An 18221-nucleotide genomic window follows, 5' to 3' on the forward strand; every position below is an offset into this window, starting at 1 on the left:
ACCCCGGCTTGCCGCCGGGGTTTTGCACTGAGAGCGCTATGGATCATCATTTACTCGCTATTCGGGTGTTTAACCGCGTGGTAGAAACCGGCGGCTTCACCCGCGCCGCAGATTCACTGCGGATGCCCAAGGCCACTGTCACCAAGCTGATCCAGAACCTGGAAGATCATCTGCAAACCAAACTGTTCCAGCGCACCACCCGCAGCGTGTCGGTCACTGCCGAGGGCGAATGCTATTACCAGCGGACGGTAAAGTGGCTGGCGGAGCTGGAGCAGATGGAAGGCAGCATGACCGAGTCGCAGAGTGCGCCACAAGGCGTGCTCCGCATTGACGCCGGTGGCTCGACGGCACGGCAATTGCTGGTGCCGGCGCTGCCGGACTTTATCGCGCGTTACCCGCAAATTCAGATCGACCTGGGGGTAGGCGACCGTCTTATTGATCTGATTAACGACAGCGCCGACTGCGTGATCCGCAGCGGGCCACTGGCCGATTCCAGCCTGATTGCCCGTCGGCTGTTCGAGCTTGAATGGGTGACCTGCGCCACCCCTGCCTATCTGGCGCGCTACGGTACGCCGCAACACCCTTGCGATCTGGAGCTGGGTTTTCCACTGGCACATTACCGCCATGCGCTGAACGATCGCATCCAGCCGCTGCACTTTGTCGATCGGGGCAAGGAGATCGATATTCAGCACCGCTATCACGTCAGCGTCAACGAGGGAAATGCCCTGCTGGCGGCGGCGCTGGCCGGGTTAGGCATTATTCAAACCTTCCGCTTTATGGCTCAGCCGCATCTGGACAATGGCGAACTGGTCAGCCTGCTGCACGACTGGCAGCCACCGGCCGAGCAGATGTATGTGGTGTATCCCTCCAATCGCCATCTGAGCGCCAAAATGCGGGTGTTTATCGACTGGGCGGTGGAAGCTTTCAAATAGCCGAAACTGCAGCAGGTGGTGATGTGCCGCACGCTGTAACCGGGCGCTTTGTGGTATTATTTAACGCATTATTGTTATCACCCGACGAGCATACACCATGGCATATATTCCAAAAAACTACGCGAGGCTGGAGACCGGCTACCGCGAAAAAGCGCTGAAAATCTTTCCCTGGGTCTGCGGGCGCTGCTCGCGCGAGTTTGTTTACTCCAACCTGCGCGAACTGACGGTTCACCATATCGATCACGACCACAGCAACAACCCGGAAGACGGCAGCAACTGGGAAATGCTGTGCCTGTATTGTCACGACCATGAGCATTCAAAATACACCGAAGCCGATCAGTATGGCTCAACGGTTGTTGCCGGTGAAGATGCGCAAAAAGACGTCGGTCTCGCGACCCATAACCCGTTCGCCAACCTTAAGTCGATGTTGAAAAAGTAACTTTCGGGTATCGTCACAATTAGCAGCTTAATAACTTATTAAGCTGCTAAATTAAAAAAATCCTTCCGCATGTCCTCCCTTCCCAGAACATTCCTACTTACCCATTGACTCCGTTACCAGCAAAATAGGCTGTAAAGTTAATCGCATACTGGCTTGGCAAGCCGCCGTCGTTGGTGCATATTGTTCAGGCTCTGTTGTAGTTAACCTGTTTAGTTATCAACCTAATAAGCATATTAACTTAATAAGTTACCAGCTTAATAACTTGAGAGATGGCAACATGATTGTTTTGATTGGCTCGCAAAAAGGTGGCGTAGGGAAATCGACCAAGGCGGTCAATATCGCCGGATATCTGATCCTCAAGCAGGGAAAAACGGCCATCATCGTCGATGCCGACGATCAGAAATCAATCATGACCTGGTATAACGATCGCCAAAATGTTGAAGGTCTGCCGCATATTCCGGTGGTTGCCGCCTCGGGTAAAATCAAAGAGACGCTGCTGGAGCTGGATCGCCATTACGATTATGTGATTGTCGACACCGCCGGCCGCGACAGCGCCGAACTGCGCTCGGGCCTGTTGGCCGCCGATCTGTTCCTTTCTCCGCTGCGCCCGTCGCAGATGGATCTGGATACCGTCGGCTATCTGTCGGAAATGTTCGCCACGGCGCAGGAATATAACGAGAAGGTGAAAGGCTACATCGTGCTGAACATGTGCCCGACCAACATCTTCATTAATGAAGCCAACGAAGCGGCGCAGGTATTAAGCGAATACCCGGAACTGACGCTGGTCAGCAACCGCCTGTGCGACCGCAAGATTTACCGCGATGCCTGGGGCGAGGCGATTACCGTGCATGAGGCGCATAACGAAAAAGCGCAGGCGGAAATCGAAAGCCTGGTGAAGGAGGTGATCCTGTGAAAAAGCGCACCCCAACCCACCGCATGTCGGAAGACGAATTTATCAATAGCGCCACGTCGCACACTTTGCTGGTTCCCGCCCCCGAAGCCAAGCCGCAGGGTCGCAAACGCACTTACAAAGCCATTTCAGTCAGCCTGACCGATAATCACGTCGACGCCATCGATGAAATCATTGTGCAGGCGGCGCGTAACGGCGTGGTGCGCATTACCCGCTCCGATATCATCAAGCTGGCAATTGACGGCCTGGCGGAGAAGAGCGAAGAGCACCTGCTGCAACTGCTGAAAAAGCTGTAATAACCTCTTAACCTGCCAACTTAATAAGCCATTAGCTCATCAGGTTGGCAGGTAAAAACCCCTGTTCACGCAGTATCGCCTGCCCCTGTTCCGCCAGAATAAACTCGGCCAAGGGCTGTGCCAGTCCATCCAACAGACACAGACCATAGTCGGCCTCAATCGTCAGCGAAGGCGGTAACTGCCGCACCACCAGCTCGGGAAATCTCGCCAACGCCGCAGCATAGCTGGCGTAACCGAGGAAGATATCCGCCTGCCCGCTGTTGAGCAGATACTCAGCAGCCGGTCGGTCCGTCGGCAACGGCGCCGAGTCTGGGCCGCCCACCAGAGCCAAGGCCCGTTGCCGCAGGGCTGTCCCCTGCCCCGGCAACAGGGATTCAATACGTTCAAATAATTGCAGCGCATAGTCGCCGGAAGGGTCGGCGCCCGGCGTTGAGGTCGCTACCCGCCAGCGAGTGTCCAGCAGTACCTCCAGCAACGGGCGCTCGGTCAACCCGGCAATATTGCGCACCGTGGCGCATAACCGGTTGCGGGCAAAAGTTTGTACCCGTGGCGATAAATGCAGATCGACCAATCGCTGCGGATGCGCCAGATTGGCCGACGCGAAAATATGCGGGCGTTCTCCGGCTTCGATGCGCTGGCGCAGCAGGCCTGCGGGACCAAATACCGGGTCTACGACTTCGCCAGTTTGCGCCTGAAACGCAGCCAACAAGGGCCCAAAGGCCACGCGCAGGCTACCGGCGGCAAACAGCTGAATATTACCCATCCTGACGCTCCCTTTGGCTACGATACAGAGGCACCAGCGTTTCAAACTGCCGGCCTTCAATCTGCAAGGCTACCCGTTCAATCGCCAAATCAAACAGTGGTGACAAGCGCTCGGCCGTCAGCACCGCATCGCAGGGGCCGATTTGATGCTGCCCAACCGCCCCCAGCAACAGCGCGCGATCGGCCACCGCATGGGCATGATTGGGCTGATGGGTCGAAAACATCACCGCCATCTGCCGTTCCCGCGCCAGTGACGAGATCAGACTCAGCACCCGATCCTGGTGATGAAGATCCAATGCCGAAGTGGGTTCATCCAGTATCAGCACCTCGCAGCTCATCGCCAACGCGCGGGCAATCAGCACCAGTTGCCGCTGCCCGCCGGACAAACTGCCAAATTCGCGTTCGGCAAACTCCAGCATATCCAGTGACTGCAGGGCGTCTTTCGCCAATCGGTGATCCTGCGCCGAAGGGGAGCGGAACAACCCCACATAACGCGCTCGCCCCATCAGCACGATATCCAGCACCCGATAGGCAAAAGGCGCCGTGAAATGCTGCGGCACAAAACCGATGCCACCGACACATTCAACCGCCCCCTGCTGCAGCGGCAGGGTACCGAGCAGCAGCTGCATCAAAGTGCTTTTACCGCGCCCGTTGGGGCCCAGCACCGCCAAGACTTCGCCACGCGACAATTGCAGGCTCAGCGCATTAAACAAAGGCGCTTGGCCGGGCCAACCAAAGCTGAGATCCTCGACCTTCAGTAATGTCTCAGCCATGCCAGCCCCTCAGTTGCGCGCGACGCAACAACAGCGCAAACAGCGGTGCACCAATCAAAGCCGTCAGGATGCCCAATGGAATTTCACTGCTGCTCAGCGTGCGCGCAAGGTCGTCGATCAACACCATATACAACGCCCCTAAACACAGAGAAGCCGGTAACAGACGACGATGATCGGGGCCGACCAGCAGCCGGGCGACGTGCGGAATAACCAACCCGACCCAGCCAATGCTGCCGCTGACCGCCACCTGCGCGGCGACAATCGCGGCGCACAACGTCAGGATCAGCCAGCGGGTGCGCTCGACGTTAATGCCCAACGCGGCGGCATCTTCATCCCCCAGCGACAACAGATTGATGCGCCAGCGCAATGCCACCAACAGCCCGCCGGCCAACAGCAGCGGCAGGAACAGCATCAACAGTTTATTGTCGTCGGCGGTGGCGAAGCTGCCCAGCAGCCAGAACACGATGCTCGGCAATTTCTCTTCGGTATCGGCCAAATATTGCAGCAGGCTGACGCAGGCGGAGAAAAAGCCGCTGAGGATCACCCCGGCCAACACCAGCGACAAGATATTGCGCCGGGCGATGGCGCTGGTAATGGCAAAAATCAGCAGCAACGCCGCCATGCCGAACACAAAAGCCGACAGCAACAGTGCGATCATCGGCAGGCTGAGCAGAATCGCCAGCGTACCGCCAAAGGCCGCACCGGAAGAAACGCCGATGATATGCGGATCCACCAGCGGGTTACGAAAGACACCTTGCAGCGCGGCACCGCACAGAGCCAGAGAGGCTCCGGCCCCCATCGCCAATAGCACTCTGGGTACGCGTACGCCCAGAATCACCTGGCGTTGAACCGCGTCGATACCGCCCTGCGGGCCGGTCAGCGGCTCCAGCAGGATCATCAGACTGTGGGCTGCCGACACCGGGTAGCGGCCAATACCCAACGACAGCAGCGCGCAAAGCAACGTCAGCAGGAGCAGCCAGCCAAGCCTCATTGCTCGCTCTGGCAACAGCTGCTGCGATAATACTGCCGGTAGTAAGCATCCACCCGCTGTTGCAAATTAACGTCGCTAAAACGCTGCGGATACAGCTTTTTCGCCATCCAAAGTTCACCCAGCGCCAACGCTTCCGGCATCGGGTAGCCCCAGGCTTTGGCGTATTCCGGCATCAGATAGACGCGTTTATTTTTTACCGCGTCAATCCCCTGCCACTGCGGCGAACTGAGGATTTGCTGCACCACCTCGGGATAACGCTCCTGTACGAAAATCACCGCCGGGTTCCATTTCAGCACGTCCTCAATCGATACCTGCTTGAAGCCCTGAATATCCTTCGCCGCCACGTTTAGCGCACCGGCATGCTGCATCATCAGTCCGGTGTATTTGCCCGATCCATAAGTGGTTAAATCCGGATTGGCCATATACACCCGAACCCGTTGGTCCGCAGGCAGGTCTCGCAGCCGGTCGGCCACCAGAGTTCTCTGCTGAAAAACGTCCTGGATCATCGCCTCTGCCTGCGGCTGGTGCCCCATTACCGTGCCGATCAGGCGGATACCGTCCTGCAAGCCAAGGTTATAGGCCTGATCCTCATCATTGAGTACCGGGTTCATTTTCCCGGCCTGATCCGCCGCCTCACGGCGTAACGAAATAGCCACCACCGGAATACCGGCCCGTTCAATCTGGGCAATCATTTCCGGCGGCGCATAGTTGGCGACAAACACCACCTGCGGGTGCAGGCTGAGCAGGCTTTCGATGTTCACCGAGGTGAGATCGCCCGGCATCGGCATCTTCGCCAACCCAGGTGCCAGCCGCAGATAATTTGGCCCCAGCTGTTTCTTCCAGCTGCTGAGCACCCCCACCACCTGCGGCAGTGCATCGAGCTGCACCAGCAGGTTCAGCGTCTGGTGTTGCAACACCACCGCACGGGTAATGGTATCGGGTAATGTGACCTGTCTGTTGAGTTGGTCGGTGACCTGGCGATCCGCCTGCGCGGCGGAGGAAAATAAGATGAAAAGCAGCAACAGGCGTGGCAAGCGTTTGAACATGAGAGTTTCCGGTGGATTATCGTTATATATAAAATGATATAGCGATAGCCGTGGCGAAACAATCAGCGGGATCAAAACAACAGGATCCCCTGCGCAGCTATCAGAAGGGTAAAACATGGCAGGGGACGAAGTGCTAAAAATGACGAGCCCTCCCTCACAGCCATGAGGGAGGGTCATAAGGCAACTACTTCAGCGTAAAGCTCTGTGCCTGAACGTTGTCAGAATCCAGACCTACCATCACGTTAAACTTGCCCGGTTCCGCACCCCATTTCAGGCTGGCGTTATAGAACTTGAGATCCTCTTCGGTGATCGGCAGCTCAACGGTCTGCGCCTGGCCCGCTTTCAGCATCACTTTCTTAAAGTTGCGCAGCTCTTTTACCGGACGGCTGACCGAGGCGGTCACGTCCTGCAGATACAGTTGCACTACGGTAGCGCCATCATATTTACCGGTGTTCTTCAGCGTGACGCTGGCGGTGATCTTGCCGTTGCGCGCCATTGTCGGGCTGGAAAGTTTCAGGTCCGACAGGCTGAAGCTGGTGTAGCTCAGGCCATAACCGAAGGGATATAGCGGCCCGTTCGGCGAATCAAAGTAGCGCGAGGTGTACTTGCCCGGGTTTTCCTTGCCGAACGGACGGCCGGTGTTCAGGTGGTTGTAGTACATCGGGATCTGACCGACCGAACGCGGGAAAGTCATCGGTAACTTGCCCGACGGGTTGTAATCGCCGAACAGCACGTCGGCAACCGCATTACCGCCTTCGGTGCCGCTGTACCAGGTTTCCAGCATCGCATCCGCCTGCTGGCTTTCCCAACTCAGCGCCAGCGGACGGCCGTTCATCAGCACCAAGACCAATGGCTTGCCGGTGGCTTTCAGCGCGGAGATCAAATCACGCTGGCTTTGAGGAATGGTGATATCGGCCCGGCTGGAAGCTTCATGCGCCATGCCCTGCGATTCCCCTACTACCGCCACCACCACGTCGGCTTTCTTCGCCGCCTGCACCGCTTCGTCAATCATCTGCTGCGGTGGACGGGTGTCAAACACCACCGCCGGCTCATACTCGTTCAGGTAGTCGATAATGCTCTTGTCCTGAGTGACGTTGGCCCCTTTGGCGTAGAGAATTTTCGCCTTGTCGCCCACCGCACTTTCCAGCCCTTCACGGAGGGTCACCGACTGTTTAATCACCCCGGCCGCCGACCAGCTGCCCATCACGTCACGCTGGCTGTCGGCCATCGGCCCGACCAGCGCAATGGTCGCCTGCTTGCTCAGCGGCAATGTCTGCCGGTCATTCTTCAGCAGCACCATGGTTTTACGTGCGATCACGCGCGCTTCGGCACGGTGCAGGCGGCTTTCGGCATTGGTGTCCTGCGGGTCGGAACCGACCGGGCCAAGATGGGTGTAAGGGTCTTTAAACAGGCCCATATCATATTTGGTGTTCAACACGTCGCGACAGGCACGGTCAATGTCGCTTTCCGACACCAGCCCGTCTTTCACCAGCCCCGGCAGGTATTGGTCGTAATATTCGTCGCTCATGCTCATGTCGACGCCAGAGGTGATCGCCAGTCGTACTGCATCACGCGCGTCCGCAGCCACACCGTGTTTTATCAGCTCTTTAATCGCACCGTGGTCGCTGATGGTGATGCCCTTGAAGCCCCACCGATCGCGCAGCAGGTCCTTCAGCAGCCACGGGTTAGCAGTAGCCGGAATGCCATTCACCGAATTGAGCGACACCATAACGCCACCGCTGCCGGCATCCACTGCCGCTTTATAAGGTGGCAGATAGTCCTGATACATCCGCAACGGGCTCATGTCGACGGTATTGTAGTCGCGACCGCCTTCGGTGGCGCCGTACAGTGCGAAGTGCTTCACGCTGGCCATGATCGAGCCGGGTTTGGACGGGTCACCGTTTTGATAGGCGTCCACCATAACCTTGGCGATTTTGGAGACCAGCCAGGTGTCTTCACCGAAACCTTCAGAGACCCGACCCCAGCGCGGATCGCGGGTGATATCGACCATCGGCGAGAAAGTCATGTTCAGGCCGTCGTCGCTGGCTTCCTGCGCCGACACCCGACCGCTGAGTGCGATGGCTTCCAGATCAAAGCTGGCCGCCAACCCGAGGCTGATCGGGAACACGGTGCGCTGGCCGTGCACCACATCATAGGCAAAGAACAGCGGGATTTTCAGGCGGCTGAGCTGCATCGCCTGATCCTGCATGGCACGGATATCCGGCCGGGTGACGGTGTTGAAGATGGCGCCGATTTGTCCCTTGCTGATGCCGTCGCGGATCGCCTCTTTCGGGTTGTCCGGACCGACGCTGATTAAGCGCAGCTGGCCGATTTTTTCCTCCAGCGTCATCTGCTTCATCAGGTTGGAGACAAAGGCATCGCGCTGCTGGGCATTAACACCTTGCGTTATGGCGCTTTCCTGCGCAAAAACCGGGCTGATGGCCAGACCGGACAACATACTCACCACACAAAGCCATTTCATATTTTTTATCTCAGGCATGTTCCCGCCGCAGACGGCGACGGGGATGATTAATCGACGTGAAAAGGCAGTGTGCCATACTCCTTTTCACCGCAGAAATACTTTGTAATGTTAAAGGTTACAAGCTGTTAGCGCAGGTCGGGCGATAGTTTTTCAGCCGGGCACGGCTTTGCGCCGCCTCATCGCCGAGGAAATCCACCAGCGCGGTTAAGGTCGGCGGCAGCACTGCCCGTTCAGGATAGACCAAATAGTAAGCCGCACCGCTGACCACGCTGAGCGGGAACGGCGTCACGATACGCTGCGCCTGAATATCCTCCTCCAGCAAACACAAATCGCCGATGGCGATGCCAAAACCCTGCAGCGCGGCGCTCATCGCCAGATCGAGCGTATCGAAATGCTGCCCCTTGCCGGAGGGCAGCGTCTCCTGCCCCGCCGCCTTTAGCCACAACAGCCAGTCGCGGCGATCGCGTGTGGGATGCAACAGCGTCTTATCCGCCAGATCGGCCGGCGTTGGCGGACGGGATAAATCGGGCAGGTAAATCGGCGTGCAGACCGGCGTGAGAATTTCATCGAACAGATGATGTACCGCCAGCTTTTTCCCCTGCGGCTGACCGAACACCACGGCGGCGTCGAAATGTTCCGCGCCGAAATCCAGCCCGTGCGACACCGAAGCGGTCAGCTCTATGTGCATTTCCGGCCGTTCATTTTGCAGCCGTATAATGCGCGGCAACACCCAGCGCATGGCGCAGGTCGGGCATTTGATTCGCAGCGTGCCGGGCTGAGTGCCGACTCTGGTCAGCGCCTCATCCAGCAGCCCCAGGGCCTGCTGCACCGGGGGCAGCAGCATGGCCCCCTGCGGCGTCAGGGTCAGACCGCGCGCACGTCGGCTAAACAACGGATAACCCAAATGCTGTTCCAGCCCCAGTATTTGCCGGCTGACTGCGCCCTGCGTCAGGTGCAGACTCTGGGCGGCATGCGTGAAATTAAGGCGCTGGGCCACCACCAAAAAGGTTTTCAGTACGTCGAGCGACGGCAGTGATGACGACATGGCGAGCTCCTTGATATCCCCTGAAATTCCAAGGATTCCCCCAAATAATTGGAACGACATCAAGGCGGCCAGTGAACGCAACCCGATGAGCTGACATGAGTCAGTGATTCGGATAAGTAAGCGCAGCCAACGCCGAGATCGTTTCAAGAATGAAGGGGAATCAGTCATGATCTGATTGCATGGCAAGTATGACAAACTTTCCCTTGTTGGCCTACCGTCATTGATGCTTAATCAAGCGATACCCCCTTTCCCCTGGAGCCTCCCATGCAGAGCGCCTGCTCACAACGTTCGAAGTTGCCGGACGTCGGCACCACTATTTTTACCGTTATCGGCCAGCTCAGCGCCGAACACCAGGCTCTGAACCTGTCGCAGGGCGCACCGAACTTCGCCTGTGAACCGCAGTTGGTTGAGGCAGTGTCGCAAGCCATGCGCGCAGGACATAACCAATATGCGCCAATGAGCGGCGTGGCGGCATTACGCACCGCGCTGGCGGATAAAGTTGAACGATTGTATGGCGCGCGCTACGACGCTGACGAAGAAATCACGGTCATAGCCAGTGCCAGCGAAGGATTGTATTCCGCTATCAGCGCATTGGTGCACCCAGGCGATGAGGTGATTTATTTCGAACCGGCCTTCGACAGCTACGCGCCGATCGTACGCCTGCAGGGCGCCACTCCGGTGGCGATTAAACTGTCGCTGCAAGATCTGCATATTGACTGGGATGAGGTCGCTGCGGCCATCAACAGCAAAACGCGGATGATCATCGTCAACAGCCCGCACAACCCAACGGGCAGCGTGTTTGGCGAACATGATATCGAACGACTGACCGCCCTGACGCGCAACACCGATATCGTCATTCTGTCCGACGAGGTTTACGAACACGTGGTGTTCGACGGCGATATTCATCACAGCATGGCACGCTACCCGCAACTGGCCGAACGCAGCGTGATCGTTTCATCGTTTGGCAAAACCTATCACGTCACCGGCTGGCGCGTCGGTTACTGCATGGCACCGGCGGCATTGATGGACGAGATCCGCAAGGTACACCAGTTTATGGTGTTTTCCGCCGATACCCCGATGCAGTACGCCTTCGCCGAAGCCTTGGCTAATCCGCAAAGTTATTTAGGGTTGGCGGCTTTCTACCAGCAGAAACGCGACCTGCTGGCGAACGCCCTGCAAGATTCGCGCTTTGAATTACTGCCCAGCCGTGGCAGTTTCTTTATGCTGGCCCGCTTTAGCGGTTTCAGCAGCGAAAGCGACAACGATTTTGCGGTGCGTCTGATCCGCGAAGCCAAAGTCGCCACTATCCCGCTGTCGGCGTTCTACAGCGACGGCACCAATACCGGCATTATTCGACTGAGTTTTTCAAAAGATAACCAGACCCTGCTGGAAGGCGCACGCCGTCTGTGTCAGGTGTAATGCATTCACTTTTGCTTTGACCATGGGAAAAGGGCTCTGAATATGAAATCACTGAAAACGTTGATCGCCGCAGGCTGCCTGCTGGCCGCCGGTTCCACGCTGGCGGCGGAAAACACCTTGCGTTTTGGCCTGGAAGCGCTGTACCCACCGTTTGAATCCAAATCTGCCAGTGGCCAGCTCGTCGGTTTTGATATCGATCTGGGCAACGCCGTTTGCGCCGCCGCCCAGCTGAAATGCAGCTGGGTCGAAACCTCTTTCGACAGTCTGATCCCGGCGCTGAAGGCGCGCAAGTTTGACGCCATCAACTCGGCGATGAACGTTACCGATCAGCGTCGCCAGGCCATCGACTTCACCGATTCAATCTATCAGGTACCGAACCGCCTGATCGCCAAGGCCGACAGCGGCCTGTTGCCGAACGCCACCTCGCTGGCAGGCAAACACGTCGGCGTGCTGCAAGGCTCGATTCAGGAGACTTACGCCAAGGCTCACTGGGCGCCGCAGGGCGTGGACGTGGTGTCTTATCAGGATCAGAACCAGGCCTATCTGGACCTGACCGCCGGGCGTCTCGACGCCACGCTGGTGATGGCCCCGTCGGGACAAAGCGGCTTCCTGGCGCACCCGGACGGTAAGGGCTTTGCCTTCGTCGGCGATGCGGTCAGCGACGACAAAATCCTTGGCGAGGGCATTGCTTTCGGCCTGCGCAAAGGCGATGAGGCGCTGAAGAAAAAACTGAATGAGGCGATCGTCAAAGTGAAGCAGCAAGGCACGGTGAGCGAGCTGGCGAAGAAATATTTTGGCGATATTGACGTAACGGTGAAGTAAAAATCAGGGGCGAAAATCGCTTCGCCCCTGACTGTTTTAGCGATCGAATACTGAACTGTTCAACGCACGATCCTGCTGATGGCGCTCCAGCGCCAGCTCAATCAGACGGGTAATCAGTTGGCTATAGCTGATGCCGCCGGCGGCCCACAGTTTGGGATACATGCTGATATTGGTGAAGCCCGGCAGCGTGTTGATCTCGTTGATCACCACGTTGTTGTCCGGCGTCAGGAACACGTCCACGCGCGCCAAGCCAAAACATTCCAGCGCCCGGAAGGCTTTCAGCGCCACCTCGCGGATTTTGTCGCTCACCTCCGGCGTAATCGCCGCCGGTACCACCACCTGAGCGCCCTGCTCATTGATGTACTTGGTGTCGTACGAGTAGAAGGCATCGCTCAGCACGATTTCGCCACACAGGCTGGCCTGCGGTTCGTCATTGCCCAACACCGCACACTCGATTTCGCGGCCGACAATCGCCGACTCCACCAGCACCTTGTGATCGAAGCTGAACGCCAGCGCCACCGCGGCCTCATAGCCGTTGCGATCCTGCACCTTGCTGACGCCCACCGAAGAACCCTGGTTAGCCGGTTTAACAAACAGCGGCAGCCCCAGGCGTTCGCTGAGCTGTTCAAAAGTGAATTTGGCGCGGTTGCTGCGCGTCAGGGTTACAAAAGGCGCGACCGCCAGCCCGGCATCACGCAGCAGACGTTTGGTGACGTCTTTGTCCATGCTGACCGCAGACCCCAATACGCCAGCGCCGACGAACGGCAAATTCGCCATCCGCAGTAGCCCCTGCAATGAACCGTCTTCCCCCAGCGTGCCGTGCACGATCGGGAATACCACGTCGAGCTGGCCTAACGCACCGGCGCTACCTGACTCAATCAACTGCTGTTTTTCCTGACCGGGGATCAACGCTACATTTTTATTTGAGCGGTTCAACGCAATCAGCGCCGGGTTTTCCGCATTCAACAGGTAGTTGGACGCATCGTTGATGTGCCAGTGCCCCTGTTTGTCTATCCCCAGCAATGTGACGTCAAACTTCTCTTTGTCTATGGCATCCACAATGTTTTTTGCCGACTGCAGTGAAACCTCATGCTCCGCCGATTTACCGCCGAAGATCACCCCAACACGTAATTTGGTCACGCCCTAATCCTTCTGAAAAATCATGGCAAAAAAGTCGTTTATCACAATAAACGCATTGCCCCGTGGCAGCAATCGTTGCAACCCGGAAAATGACCACCCCACGGAATGCCAAATTGCGACCATCCAAAACGTATACACTTCGTATATTACTGCACTGAGGAGCAGCCTATGGGCATTGTGAAAATTTCAGACGCGCTGCATGACGATCTGCGCCTGGCTAGCCTGACGATGACGCGCTCGATCAACGCGCAGGCGGAATACTGGATCAAGATTGGCATGCTGGCGGAGTTCCATCCGGAACTGACCTACCCCCAACTGGTAAAAAAAATGATGAAAGATAACGCGATGACGTTAAAGGAGATTGTCGGGTGAAACAGATTGTGATCAAAACACCGGAAGAGATTGTCAAAATGCGTCACTCTGGCGCGCTGCTGGCAAAGGTGTTTGCTATGCTCGATGAGGTGATAGTCGAAGGCATCTCGACGATGGAGATCAACGACCGCGCCGAGGCCTTTATCATCGACGAGCTGAAATCGCGCCCGTCTACAAAAGGACAGTACGGTTTTCCCTATGTGCTCAATACCTCGATTGACGAAGTGATCTGCCACGGCGTTCCGTCGGCCAGCAAAATACTGCGCTCCGGCATGATCGTTAACGTCGACATTACGCTGGAACACGACGGCTATATTGCCGACTCCAGCAAAATGTACTGCATTGGGCAAATCACGCCGCTGGCCAAACGGCTGGTGAATAACGTGTATGAGTCTATGTGGCAAGGCATCCGCGTGGTGAAACCGGGCGCGACGCTGGGGGATATCGGCCATGCGATCCAACAGCACGCAGAAAAAGCCGGCTACAGCATAGTGCGGGAATACTGCGGTCACGGCATCGGCCGCGATATGCATGAAGAACCGGCGGTGATGCACTTTGGCCAACCGGGCACCGGTATGGTGCTGCAGGAAGGCATGGTCTTTACCATCGAACCCATGATCAATCAGGGTGACCACCGCATTAAGCAAAAGAAAGACGGTTGGACAGTGGTTACGCGTGATAAAAAGCTGTCTGCCCAGTGGGAGCACACCGTTGCGGTTACCGCCGACGGCGTGGAAATCCTGACGCTGCGCGACGAAGAGCGCCAGGCTGGTTACAAAGAACGATACTAAGTTATTAAGCCATCAAGCTACCAAGTTAATGACTTACTAAATTAATCACCTCATGGATTTCACCGGGCAATCGACAAAGCTGCCCGGTGGAAAACGATGGGGACGACAGGGAGATCGGCATGACGCAGTCCACCAGCGCCACCAACCAGGCGTTTCTCAGTAAGCTCAAAAGCATCGTCGGTGGCCCGCAGCTGCTGACCGGTGAACGCAGCACCGAACGTTACCGCAAGGGCTTTCGCTCCGGCGAGGGCCAGGCGCTGGCGGTGGTGTTTCCGACGCGCCTGCTGCAGCTGTGGCAGTTGCTTGAGGCCTGCGTCGCCGCCGATAAAATCGTCATCATGCAGGCGGCGAACACCGGTCTGACCGAAGGTTCAACGCCCAGCGGCAACGACTATGACCGTGATATCGTCATTATCAGCACCCTGCGCCTCAACCATGTGCAGGTGCTGGACAATGGCAAACAGGTGGTCGGCTTCCCCGGCAGTACGCTCAACCAGTTGGAAAAATTGCTCAAGCCTTATGGCCGCGAACCGCATTCGGTAATTGGCTCGTCCTGCATCGGCGCTTCGGTGATCGGCGGCGTGTGCAACAACTCCGGTGGTTCACTGGTCAAACGCGGCCCTGCCTACACCGAGATGGCGCTGTATGCCCAACTGGGTGAAGACGGTCAGCTGCGTCTGGTTAACCATCTGGGCATTAAACTCGGGGATACGCCGGAAGAGATCCTTACCCGCCTGGAGAAAGGCGACTACCGGCCGGAAGATGTCGAGCACGGCGAGCTGCGTGCCTCCGACAATGAATATGCCAGCCGTGTTCGCGACGTCGATGCCGATACGCCCTCCCGTTTTAACGCTGACAAGCGTCGCCTGTACGAAGCCTCCGGCTGCGCAGGCAAACTGGCGGTATTTGCCGTGCGGCTGGACACCTTCGAGAAAGAGGGTAAAGAGCAGGTGTTTTACATCGGGACCAACGACACTGCAGTATTGACCGAACTGCGCCGCCACATGCTGAGCAAGTTTGACAACCTGCCGGTTGCCGGCGAATACATGCACCGGGATATTTTTGATATCGCCGAAGTGTATGGCAAAGACACCTTTATGATGATCGACAAGCTCGGCACCGATCAGATGCCGACCTTCTTCACTCTGAAAGGCCGCATGGACGCCAGCCTCAACAAGCTGCCGTTGCTGCCGCATAACCTGACCGACCGCCTGATGCAGGGCCTGAGCCATCTGGCGCCCAGCCACCTGCCTAAGCGCATGAAAGAGTATCGCGAGCGCTTTGAACACCACCTGCTGCTGAAAATGGCCGGGCCGGGCGTCGAAGAGGCGCAGCAGTACCTGAGCCAATACTTTGCCGAGGCCAACGGGGCGTTCTTCGTCTGCACCCCGGATGAAGGCAAGAAGGCCTTCCTGCACCGCTTTGCCGCCGCCGGCGCGGCAGTGCGTTACCATGCGGTGCACGCCGACAAGGTCGAGGATATTTTGGCGCTGGATATCGCGCTGCGCCGCAACGATACCGACTGGTTCGAAACCCTGCCGCCGGAAATCGACAGCCAACTGGTGCACAAGCTGTATTACGGCCACTTTATGTGCCACGTCTTCCACCAGGATTATGTGGTGAAAAAAGGCGTCGACAGCCATGCGCTCAAGGAAAAGATGTTGGAGATCCTCAACCAACGCGGCGCAGAGTACCCGGCGGAACATAACGTCGGCCATCTCTACCCCGCCAAGCCGGATTTGCAGGCGTTCTACCGCAGCGCCGATCCCACCAACAGCTTTAACCCCGGTTTGGGCAAAACCAGCAAGCGGAAGCACTGGGCCGGTAACGGTCAATAACCCTTCCCCTTTGGCTCGCCGCTGCACCGGCGAGCCCTCCTTCCAGATGCATCCCTCTTTTTACAATTTTAAAGATGCATTTTTATTGCAACTTTAAAGTCTGCTGATTATCATGCGGTGTAAATAAGAATCAATAACAACTTTGTCATGACGGATACGTGACATCTGCCGTGACGTTCACCGCAAAATTAATGAGAAGGAACCTTCCATGAGCCAGACCCTCGATTCCGCCCAGCTGCTGTCCGCACTGGACAAAGTGATGGTGATCTCCACCACCGACCTGCAAGGCACCATCACCTATGTCAACGACCTGTTTTGCCAGCTCACCGGCTTTAGCCGGGAAGAACTGGTGGGACAACCTCACAACATCGTACGCCACCCTTCCGTCCCCAAGGCCATCTATAAAGAGATGTGGGATACCATTAAAGCCGGAAATATCTGGACCGGCATCATTCCCAACGTCGGTAAAGGTGGCGTGCTGTATGTGGTCGACACCACCGTGCAACCGCTCTATGACGCACAGGGCAAGATCGAGGCCTACATCAGTATCCGCCGTGTGATCAACGATCTGATGACCGATTTCGACTCCGTCGAATTCTCCAAAGAACAGTTCGACAACCACTACAATAAGTAAGAAACATGGCCGATATCATCGAACGTATCCTGATCGGCTACGGTTCGGAATCGGGCAAAGCCCAGGCGCTGGCAACGCGCTTGGGCGGGTTACCTTTTCTGCACCCCTATGCCCCCACCCTATTGACCCTCAACGAAATTTCTCCGGCAGATCTGGGCAAAGGCGACCTATTGCTTATCGTATCCAGTTCGTTTGGCGACGGTGAGCCGCCGGCTAACGCCGAGCTTTTTTTCGATGCTCTGGCACACACGCAAAACCTCGCACAGCTGCGCTACGCCATTTTCGGCCTGGGCGATACGGCTTACCCGCGTTTTTGCGGTTTCACGCAGTCGCTTGACGCCGGGTTGTCCGAACGCGGAGCGCAGGCCATCGTCAACCGCGTTGATGCCGACGTCAACTTCGAGAGCTTTTTCGCCACCTGGTCCGCCGTAGTGGAACAGGTAATTGCGGGGGACTTGCAGGCCGGGCGCGATCTGCATCTGCGCGTCACCGCTTATGGCGAGGACAATGCTTTTGCCGCCGGCCTGCTGGAGCGCCGCTCTCTCAGCGCCCGAGCGCCGTACGCCTGGCATCTTCGCCTGGATATCGCCGGCAGCGGCATCGGCTACCGCGCAGGTGATTCGCTCTACCTGCTACCGGAAAACGACGAGGCTTTACTGCTTCGTTTGGCCGCCTGGCTCGGCCGACCCGAAGCCAAAGAAGCGCTACGCCAGCGGGAGCTGCGTCAGATAAGCAAGGCGGTGCTACGCGAACTGGCGCAGCTTGCCGACAGTGAAGACCTCAAGGGAATGCTGAAGATCCGCCAGCGCAAGGCGTTGGAGGCTTACCTGTACGGCGCCGATCTGCTGGACGTACTGCAAGAATTTTGCACGCCGCAGTCGGTCACTCTGGAAGATCTGCTGAGCCTGCTCCCTGCTTGCCTGCCGCGCGCCTATTCGATCGCTTCGGCCTCGCGAGAAGACAGTCTGGACTTGTGCGTTCGCGAGGTCCGTTACGAACGTAATGGGCGTGCTCGAAGCGGTACCGCGACCGGTTGGCTGCTGGATCACCCTGGCCCCTTCCGTGTCTTCTGCCGCGCCAACCCCAGCTTCTACCTGCCGCCCGATCCGGAGATTCCCGTGCTGTTTATCGGTACCGGCACCGGCATCGCCCCCTTGATAGGCTTGCTGCGCGAAATGGCGCTCGGTGGCGAACAACGCGAAACCGCCTTAATCTTCGGAGAAAAACGCCGCGATGAAGACTTCCTGTACCGCGAAGAGCTTGAGTCGCTGTGCGAGGGTGGCGTACTGAATCGACTCATTACCGCATTTTCCCGCGACGGCGCCACGAAATACTACGTGCAGCACGCGATCGAAGAACATGCCGATTACGTGAGGGAGCTGTTGCTTAAGGGGGCGCACGTCTACCTGTGCGGCAATCGACAATATCTGGAACATGCCGTGGCGACAGCGCTGGAGAAAGCCTGCCGGACGGAAAACCTGTGCCAGACGCTGATAGAGCAGCAGCGCCTGCACCTGGAACTTTATTGA

The 18221-nt window shown here is 57.4% G+C and carries 18 protein-coding genes; 11 read left to right on the forward strand and 7 right to left on the reverse strand.

Annotation, left to right across the window (positions count from 1 at the left end; translation table 11 throughout):
• The first annotated feature begins 38 nt into the window (after window positions 1-38).
• The 4 genes from H5P17_RS03540 to H5P17_RS03555 all read left to right on the forward strand — a co-directional run bounded on the left by H5P17_RS03540 (window position 39) and on the right by H5P17_RS03555 (window position 2577).
• Complete coding sequence (locus H5P17_RS03540; protein WP_182821287.1) at window positions 39-932, forward strand: LysR family transcriptional regulator; 894 nt, start codon at window positions 39-41, stop codon at window positions 930-932.
• 97 nt (window positions 933-1029) lie between these two features.
• Window positions 1030-1371 (forward strand): HNH nuclease YajD, encoded by a 342-nt coding sequence (gene yajD / locus H5P17_RS03545; RefSeq protein ID WP_020825794.1) that lies wholly within the window; start codon window positions 1030-1032, stop codon window positions 1369-1371.
• Between the two features lie 277 nt (window positions 1372-1648).
• A complete protein-coding gene (locus H5P17_RS03550) occupies window positions 1649-2284 on the forward strand; it encodes an AAA family ATPase (RefSeq protein WP_020825793.1) in 636 nt (211 codons plus the stop codon).
• Entirely contained in the window at window positions 2281-2577 is a 297-nt protein-coding gene (locus tag H5P17_RS03555; RefSeq protein WP_044549060.1) for a hypothetical protein, read from the forward strand. Before H5P17_RS03550 ends, H5P17_RS03555 begins: the two co-directional genes overlap by 4 nt.
• A gap of 31 nt (window positions 2578-2608) precedes the next feature.
• Here the strand turns inward: H5P17_RS03555 and H5P17_RS03560 are convergent, their stop codons facing one another.
• From H5P17_RS03560 to H5P17_RS03585, 6 genes are all read right to left on the reverse strand, one after another.
• A complete protein-coding gene (locus H5P17_RS03560; protein WP_182821289.1) occupies window positions 2609-3340 on the reverse strand; it encodes a substrate-binding domain-containing protein in 732 nt (243 codons plus the stop codon).
• Window positions 3333-4112 (reverse strand): ABC transporter ATP-binding protein, encoded by a 780-nt coding sequence (locus tag H5P17_RS03565; protein WP_182821291.1) that lies wholly within the window; start codon window positions 4110-4112, stop codon window positions 3333-3335. Before H5P17_RS03565 ends, H5P17_RS03560 begins: the two co-directional genes overlap by 8 nt.
• Window positions 4105-5103, reverse strand: coding sequence for an iron ABC transporter permease (locus H5P17_RS03570; RefSeq protein WP_044549055.1), 999 nt, complete (start codon window positions 5101-5103; stop codon window positions 4105-4107). The genes H5P17_RS03565 and H5P17_RS03570 overlap by 8 nt, the downstream gene beginning before the upstream one ends.
• The gene (locus H5P17_RS03575) at window positions 5100-6149 is read right to left on the reverse strand and encodes an ABC transporter substrate-binding protein (protein WP_182821293.1); all 1050 of its coding nucleotides are present in this window, start codon (window positions 6147-6149) and stop codon (window positions 5100-5102) included. Before H5P17_RS03575 ends, H5P17_RS03570 begins: the two co-directional genes overlap by 4 nt.
• Window positions 6150-6333: 184 nt before the next feature.
• Complete coding sequence (gene bglX / locus H5P17_RS03580) at window positions 6334-8631, reverse strand: beta-glucosidase BglX (RefSeq protein ID WP_182821379.1); 2298 nt, start codon at window positions 8629-8631, stop codon at window positions 6334-6336.
• A gap of 115 nt (window positions 8632-8746) precedes the next feature.
• Entirely contained in the window at window positions 8747-9676 is a 930-nt protein-coding gene (locus tag H5P17_RS03585) for a LysR substrate-binding domain-containing protein (RefSeq protein ID WP_182821295.1), read from the reverse strand.
• Between the two features lie 264 nt (window positions 9677-9940).
• Between H5P17_RS03585 and H5P17_RS03590 the strand changes: the two genes are divergently transcribed.
• Both H5P17_RS03590 and H5P17_RS03595 read left to right on the forward strand, forming a co-directional pair.
• Window positions 9941-11095 (forward strand): pyridoxal phosphate-dependent aminotransferase, encoded by a 1155-nt coding sequence (locus H5P17_RS03590; RefSeq protein ID WP_182821297.1) that lies wholly within the window; start codon window positions 9941-9943, stop codon window positions 11093-11095.
• 42 nt (window positions 11096-11137) lie between these two features.
• Window positions 11138-11917: an ABC transporter substrate-binding protein gene (locus H5P17_RS03595; protein ID WP_020825784.1), complete on the forward strand. Its 780-nt coding sequence runs from the start codon at window positions 11138-11140 to the stop codon at window positions 11915-11917.
• A gap of 36 nt (window positions 11918-11953) precedes the next feature.
• Here the strand turns inward: H5P17_RS03595 and ddlA are convergent, their stop codons facing one another.
• Window positions 11954-13057 carry a D-alanine--D-alanine ligase gene (ddlA, locus tag H5P17_RS03600; RefSeq protein ID WP_182821299.1) on the reverse strand — a complete coding sequence of 368 codons (1104 nt, stop codon included), beginning with the start codon at window positions 13055-13057 and terminating at the stop codon, window positions 11954-11956.
• Between the two features lie 168 nt (window positions 13058-13225).
• Here ddlA and H5P17_RS03605 point away from each other — a divergent pair, with 168 nt between their 5' ends.
• The 5 genes from H5P17_RS03605 to H5P17_RS03625 all read left to right on the forward strand — a co-directional run bounded on the left by H5P17_RS03605 (window position 13226) and on the right by H5P17_RS03625 (window position 18221).
• Window positions 13226-13429, forward strand: coding sequence for a ParD-like family protein (locus tag H5P17_RS03605; protein ID WP_020825782.1), 204 nt, complete (start codon window positions 13226-13228; stop codon window positions 13427-13429).
• Entirely contained in the window at window positions 13426-14220 is a 795-nt protein-coding gene (map, locus tag H5P17_RS03610) for a type I methionyl aminopeptidase (protein ID WP_182821300.1), read from the forward strand. The genes H5P17_RS03605 and map overlap by 4 nt, the downstream gene beginning before the upstream one ends.
• 119 nt (window positions 14221-14339) lie before the next feature.
• The gene (gene dld / locus H5P17_RS03615; protein WP_182821302.1) at window positions 14340-16058 is read left to right on the forward strand and encodes a D-lactate dehydrogenase; all 1719 of its coding nucleotides are present in this window, start codon (window positions 14340-14342) and stop codon (window positions 16056-16058) included.
• 208 nt (window positions 16059-16266) lie between these two features.
• Entirely contained in the window at window positions 16267-16692 is a 426-nt protein-coding gene (locus tag H5P17_RS03620; RefSeq protein WP_044549045.1) for a PAS domain-containing protein, read from the forward strand.
• A gap of 5 nt (window positions 16693-16697) precedes the next feature.
• Window positions 16698-18221: a sulfite reductase flavoprotein subunit alpha gene (locus H5P17_RS03625; protein WP_182821304.1), complete on the forward strand. Its 1524-nt coding sequence runs from the start codon at window positions 16698-16700 to the stop codon at window positions 18219-18221.

It is taken from the genome of Serratia sp. OS31 (genome assembly GCF_014164835.1).
GTDB lineage: Bacteria > Pseudomonadota > Gammaproteobacteria > Enterobacterales > Enterobacteriaceae > Serratia > Serratia liquefaciens_A.

Coding starts and splice junctions, on each gene's coding strand:
- H5P17_RS03540 (WP_182821287.1), top strand. CDS start 39: ATGGATCATCATTTACTCGCTATTCGGGTGTTTAACCGCGTGGTAGAA.
- yajD (WP_020825794.1), top strand. CDS start 1,030: ATGGCATATATTCCAAAAAACTACGCGAGGCTGGAGACCGGCTACCGC.
- H5P17_RS03550 (WP_020825793.1), top strand. CDS start 1,649: ATGATTGTTTTGATTGGCTCGCAAAAAGGTGGCGTAGGGAAATCGACC.
- H5P17_RS03560 (WP_182821289.1), bottom strand. CDS start 3,340: ATGGGTAATATTCAGCTGTTTGCCGCCGGTAGCCTGCGCGTGGCCTTT.
- H5P17_RS03565 (WP_182821291.1), bottom strand. CDS start 4,112: ATGGCTGAGACATTACTGAAGGTCGAGGATCTCAGCTTTGGTTGGCCC.
- H5P17_RS03570 (WP_044549055.1), bottom strand. CDS start 5,103: ATGAGGCTTGGCTGGCTGCTCCTGCTGACGTTGCTTTGCGCGCTGCTG.
- H5P17_RS03575 (WP_182821293.1), bottom strand. CDS start 6,149: ATGTTCAAACGCTTGCCACGCCTGTTGCTGCTTTTCATCTTATTTTCC.
- bglX (WP_182821379.1), bottom strand. CDS start 8,631: ATGAAATGGCTTTGTGTGGTGAGTATGTTGTCCGGTCTGGCCATCAGC.
- H5P17_RS03585 (WP_182821295.1), bottom strand. CDS start 9,676: ATGTCGTCATCACTGCCGTCGCTCGACGTACTGAAAACCTTTTTGGTG.
- H5P17_RS03590 (WP_182821297.1), top strand. CDS start 9,941: ATGCAGAGCGCCTGCTCACAACGTTCGAAGTTGCCGGACGTCGGCACC.
- H5P17_RS03595 (WP_020825784.1), top strand. CDS start 11,138: ATGAAATCACTGAAAACGTTGATCGCCGCAGGCTGCCTGCTGGCCGCC.
- H5P17_RS03605 (WP_020825782.1), top strand. CDS start 13,226: ATGGGCATTGTGAAAATTTCAGACGCGCTGCATGACGATCTGCGCCTG.
- dld (WP_182821302.1), top strand. CDS start 14,340: ATGACGCAGTCCACCAGCGCCACCAACCAGGCGTTTCTCAGTAAGCTC.
- H5P17_RS03620 (WP_044549045.1), top strand. CDS start 16,267: ATGAGCCAGACCCTCGATTCCGCCCAGCTGCTGTCCGCACTGGACAAA.
- H5P17_RS03625 (WP_182821304.1), top strand. CDS start 16,698: ATGGCCGATATCATCGAACGTATCCTGATCGGCTACGGTTCGGAATCG.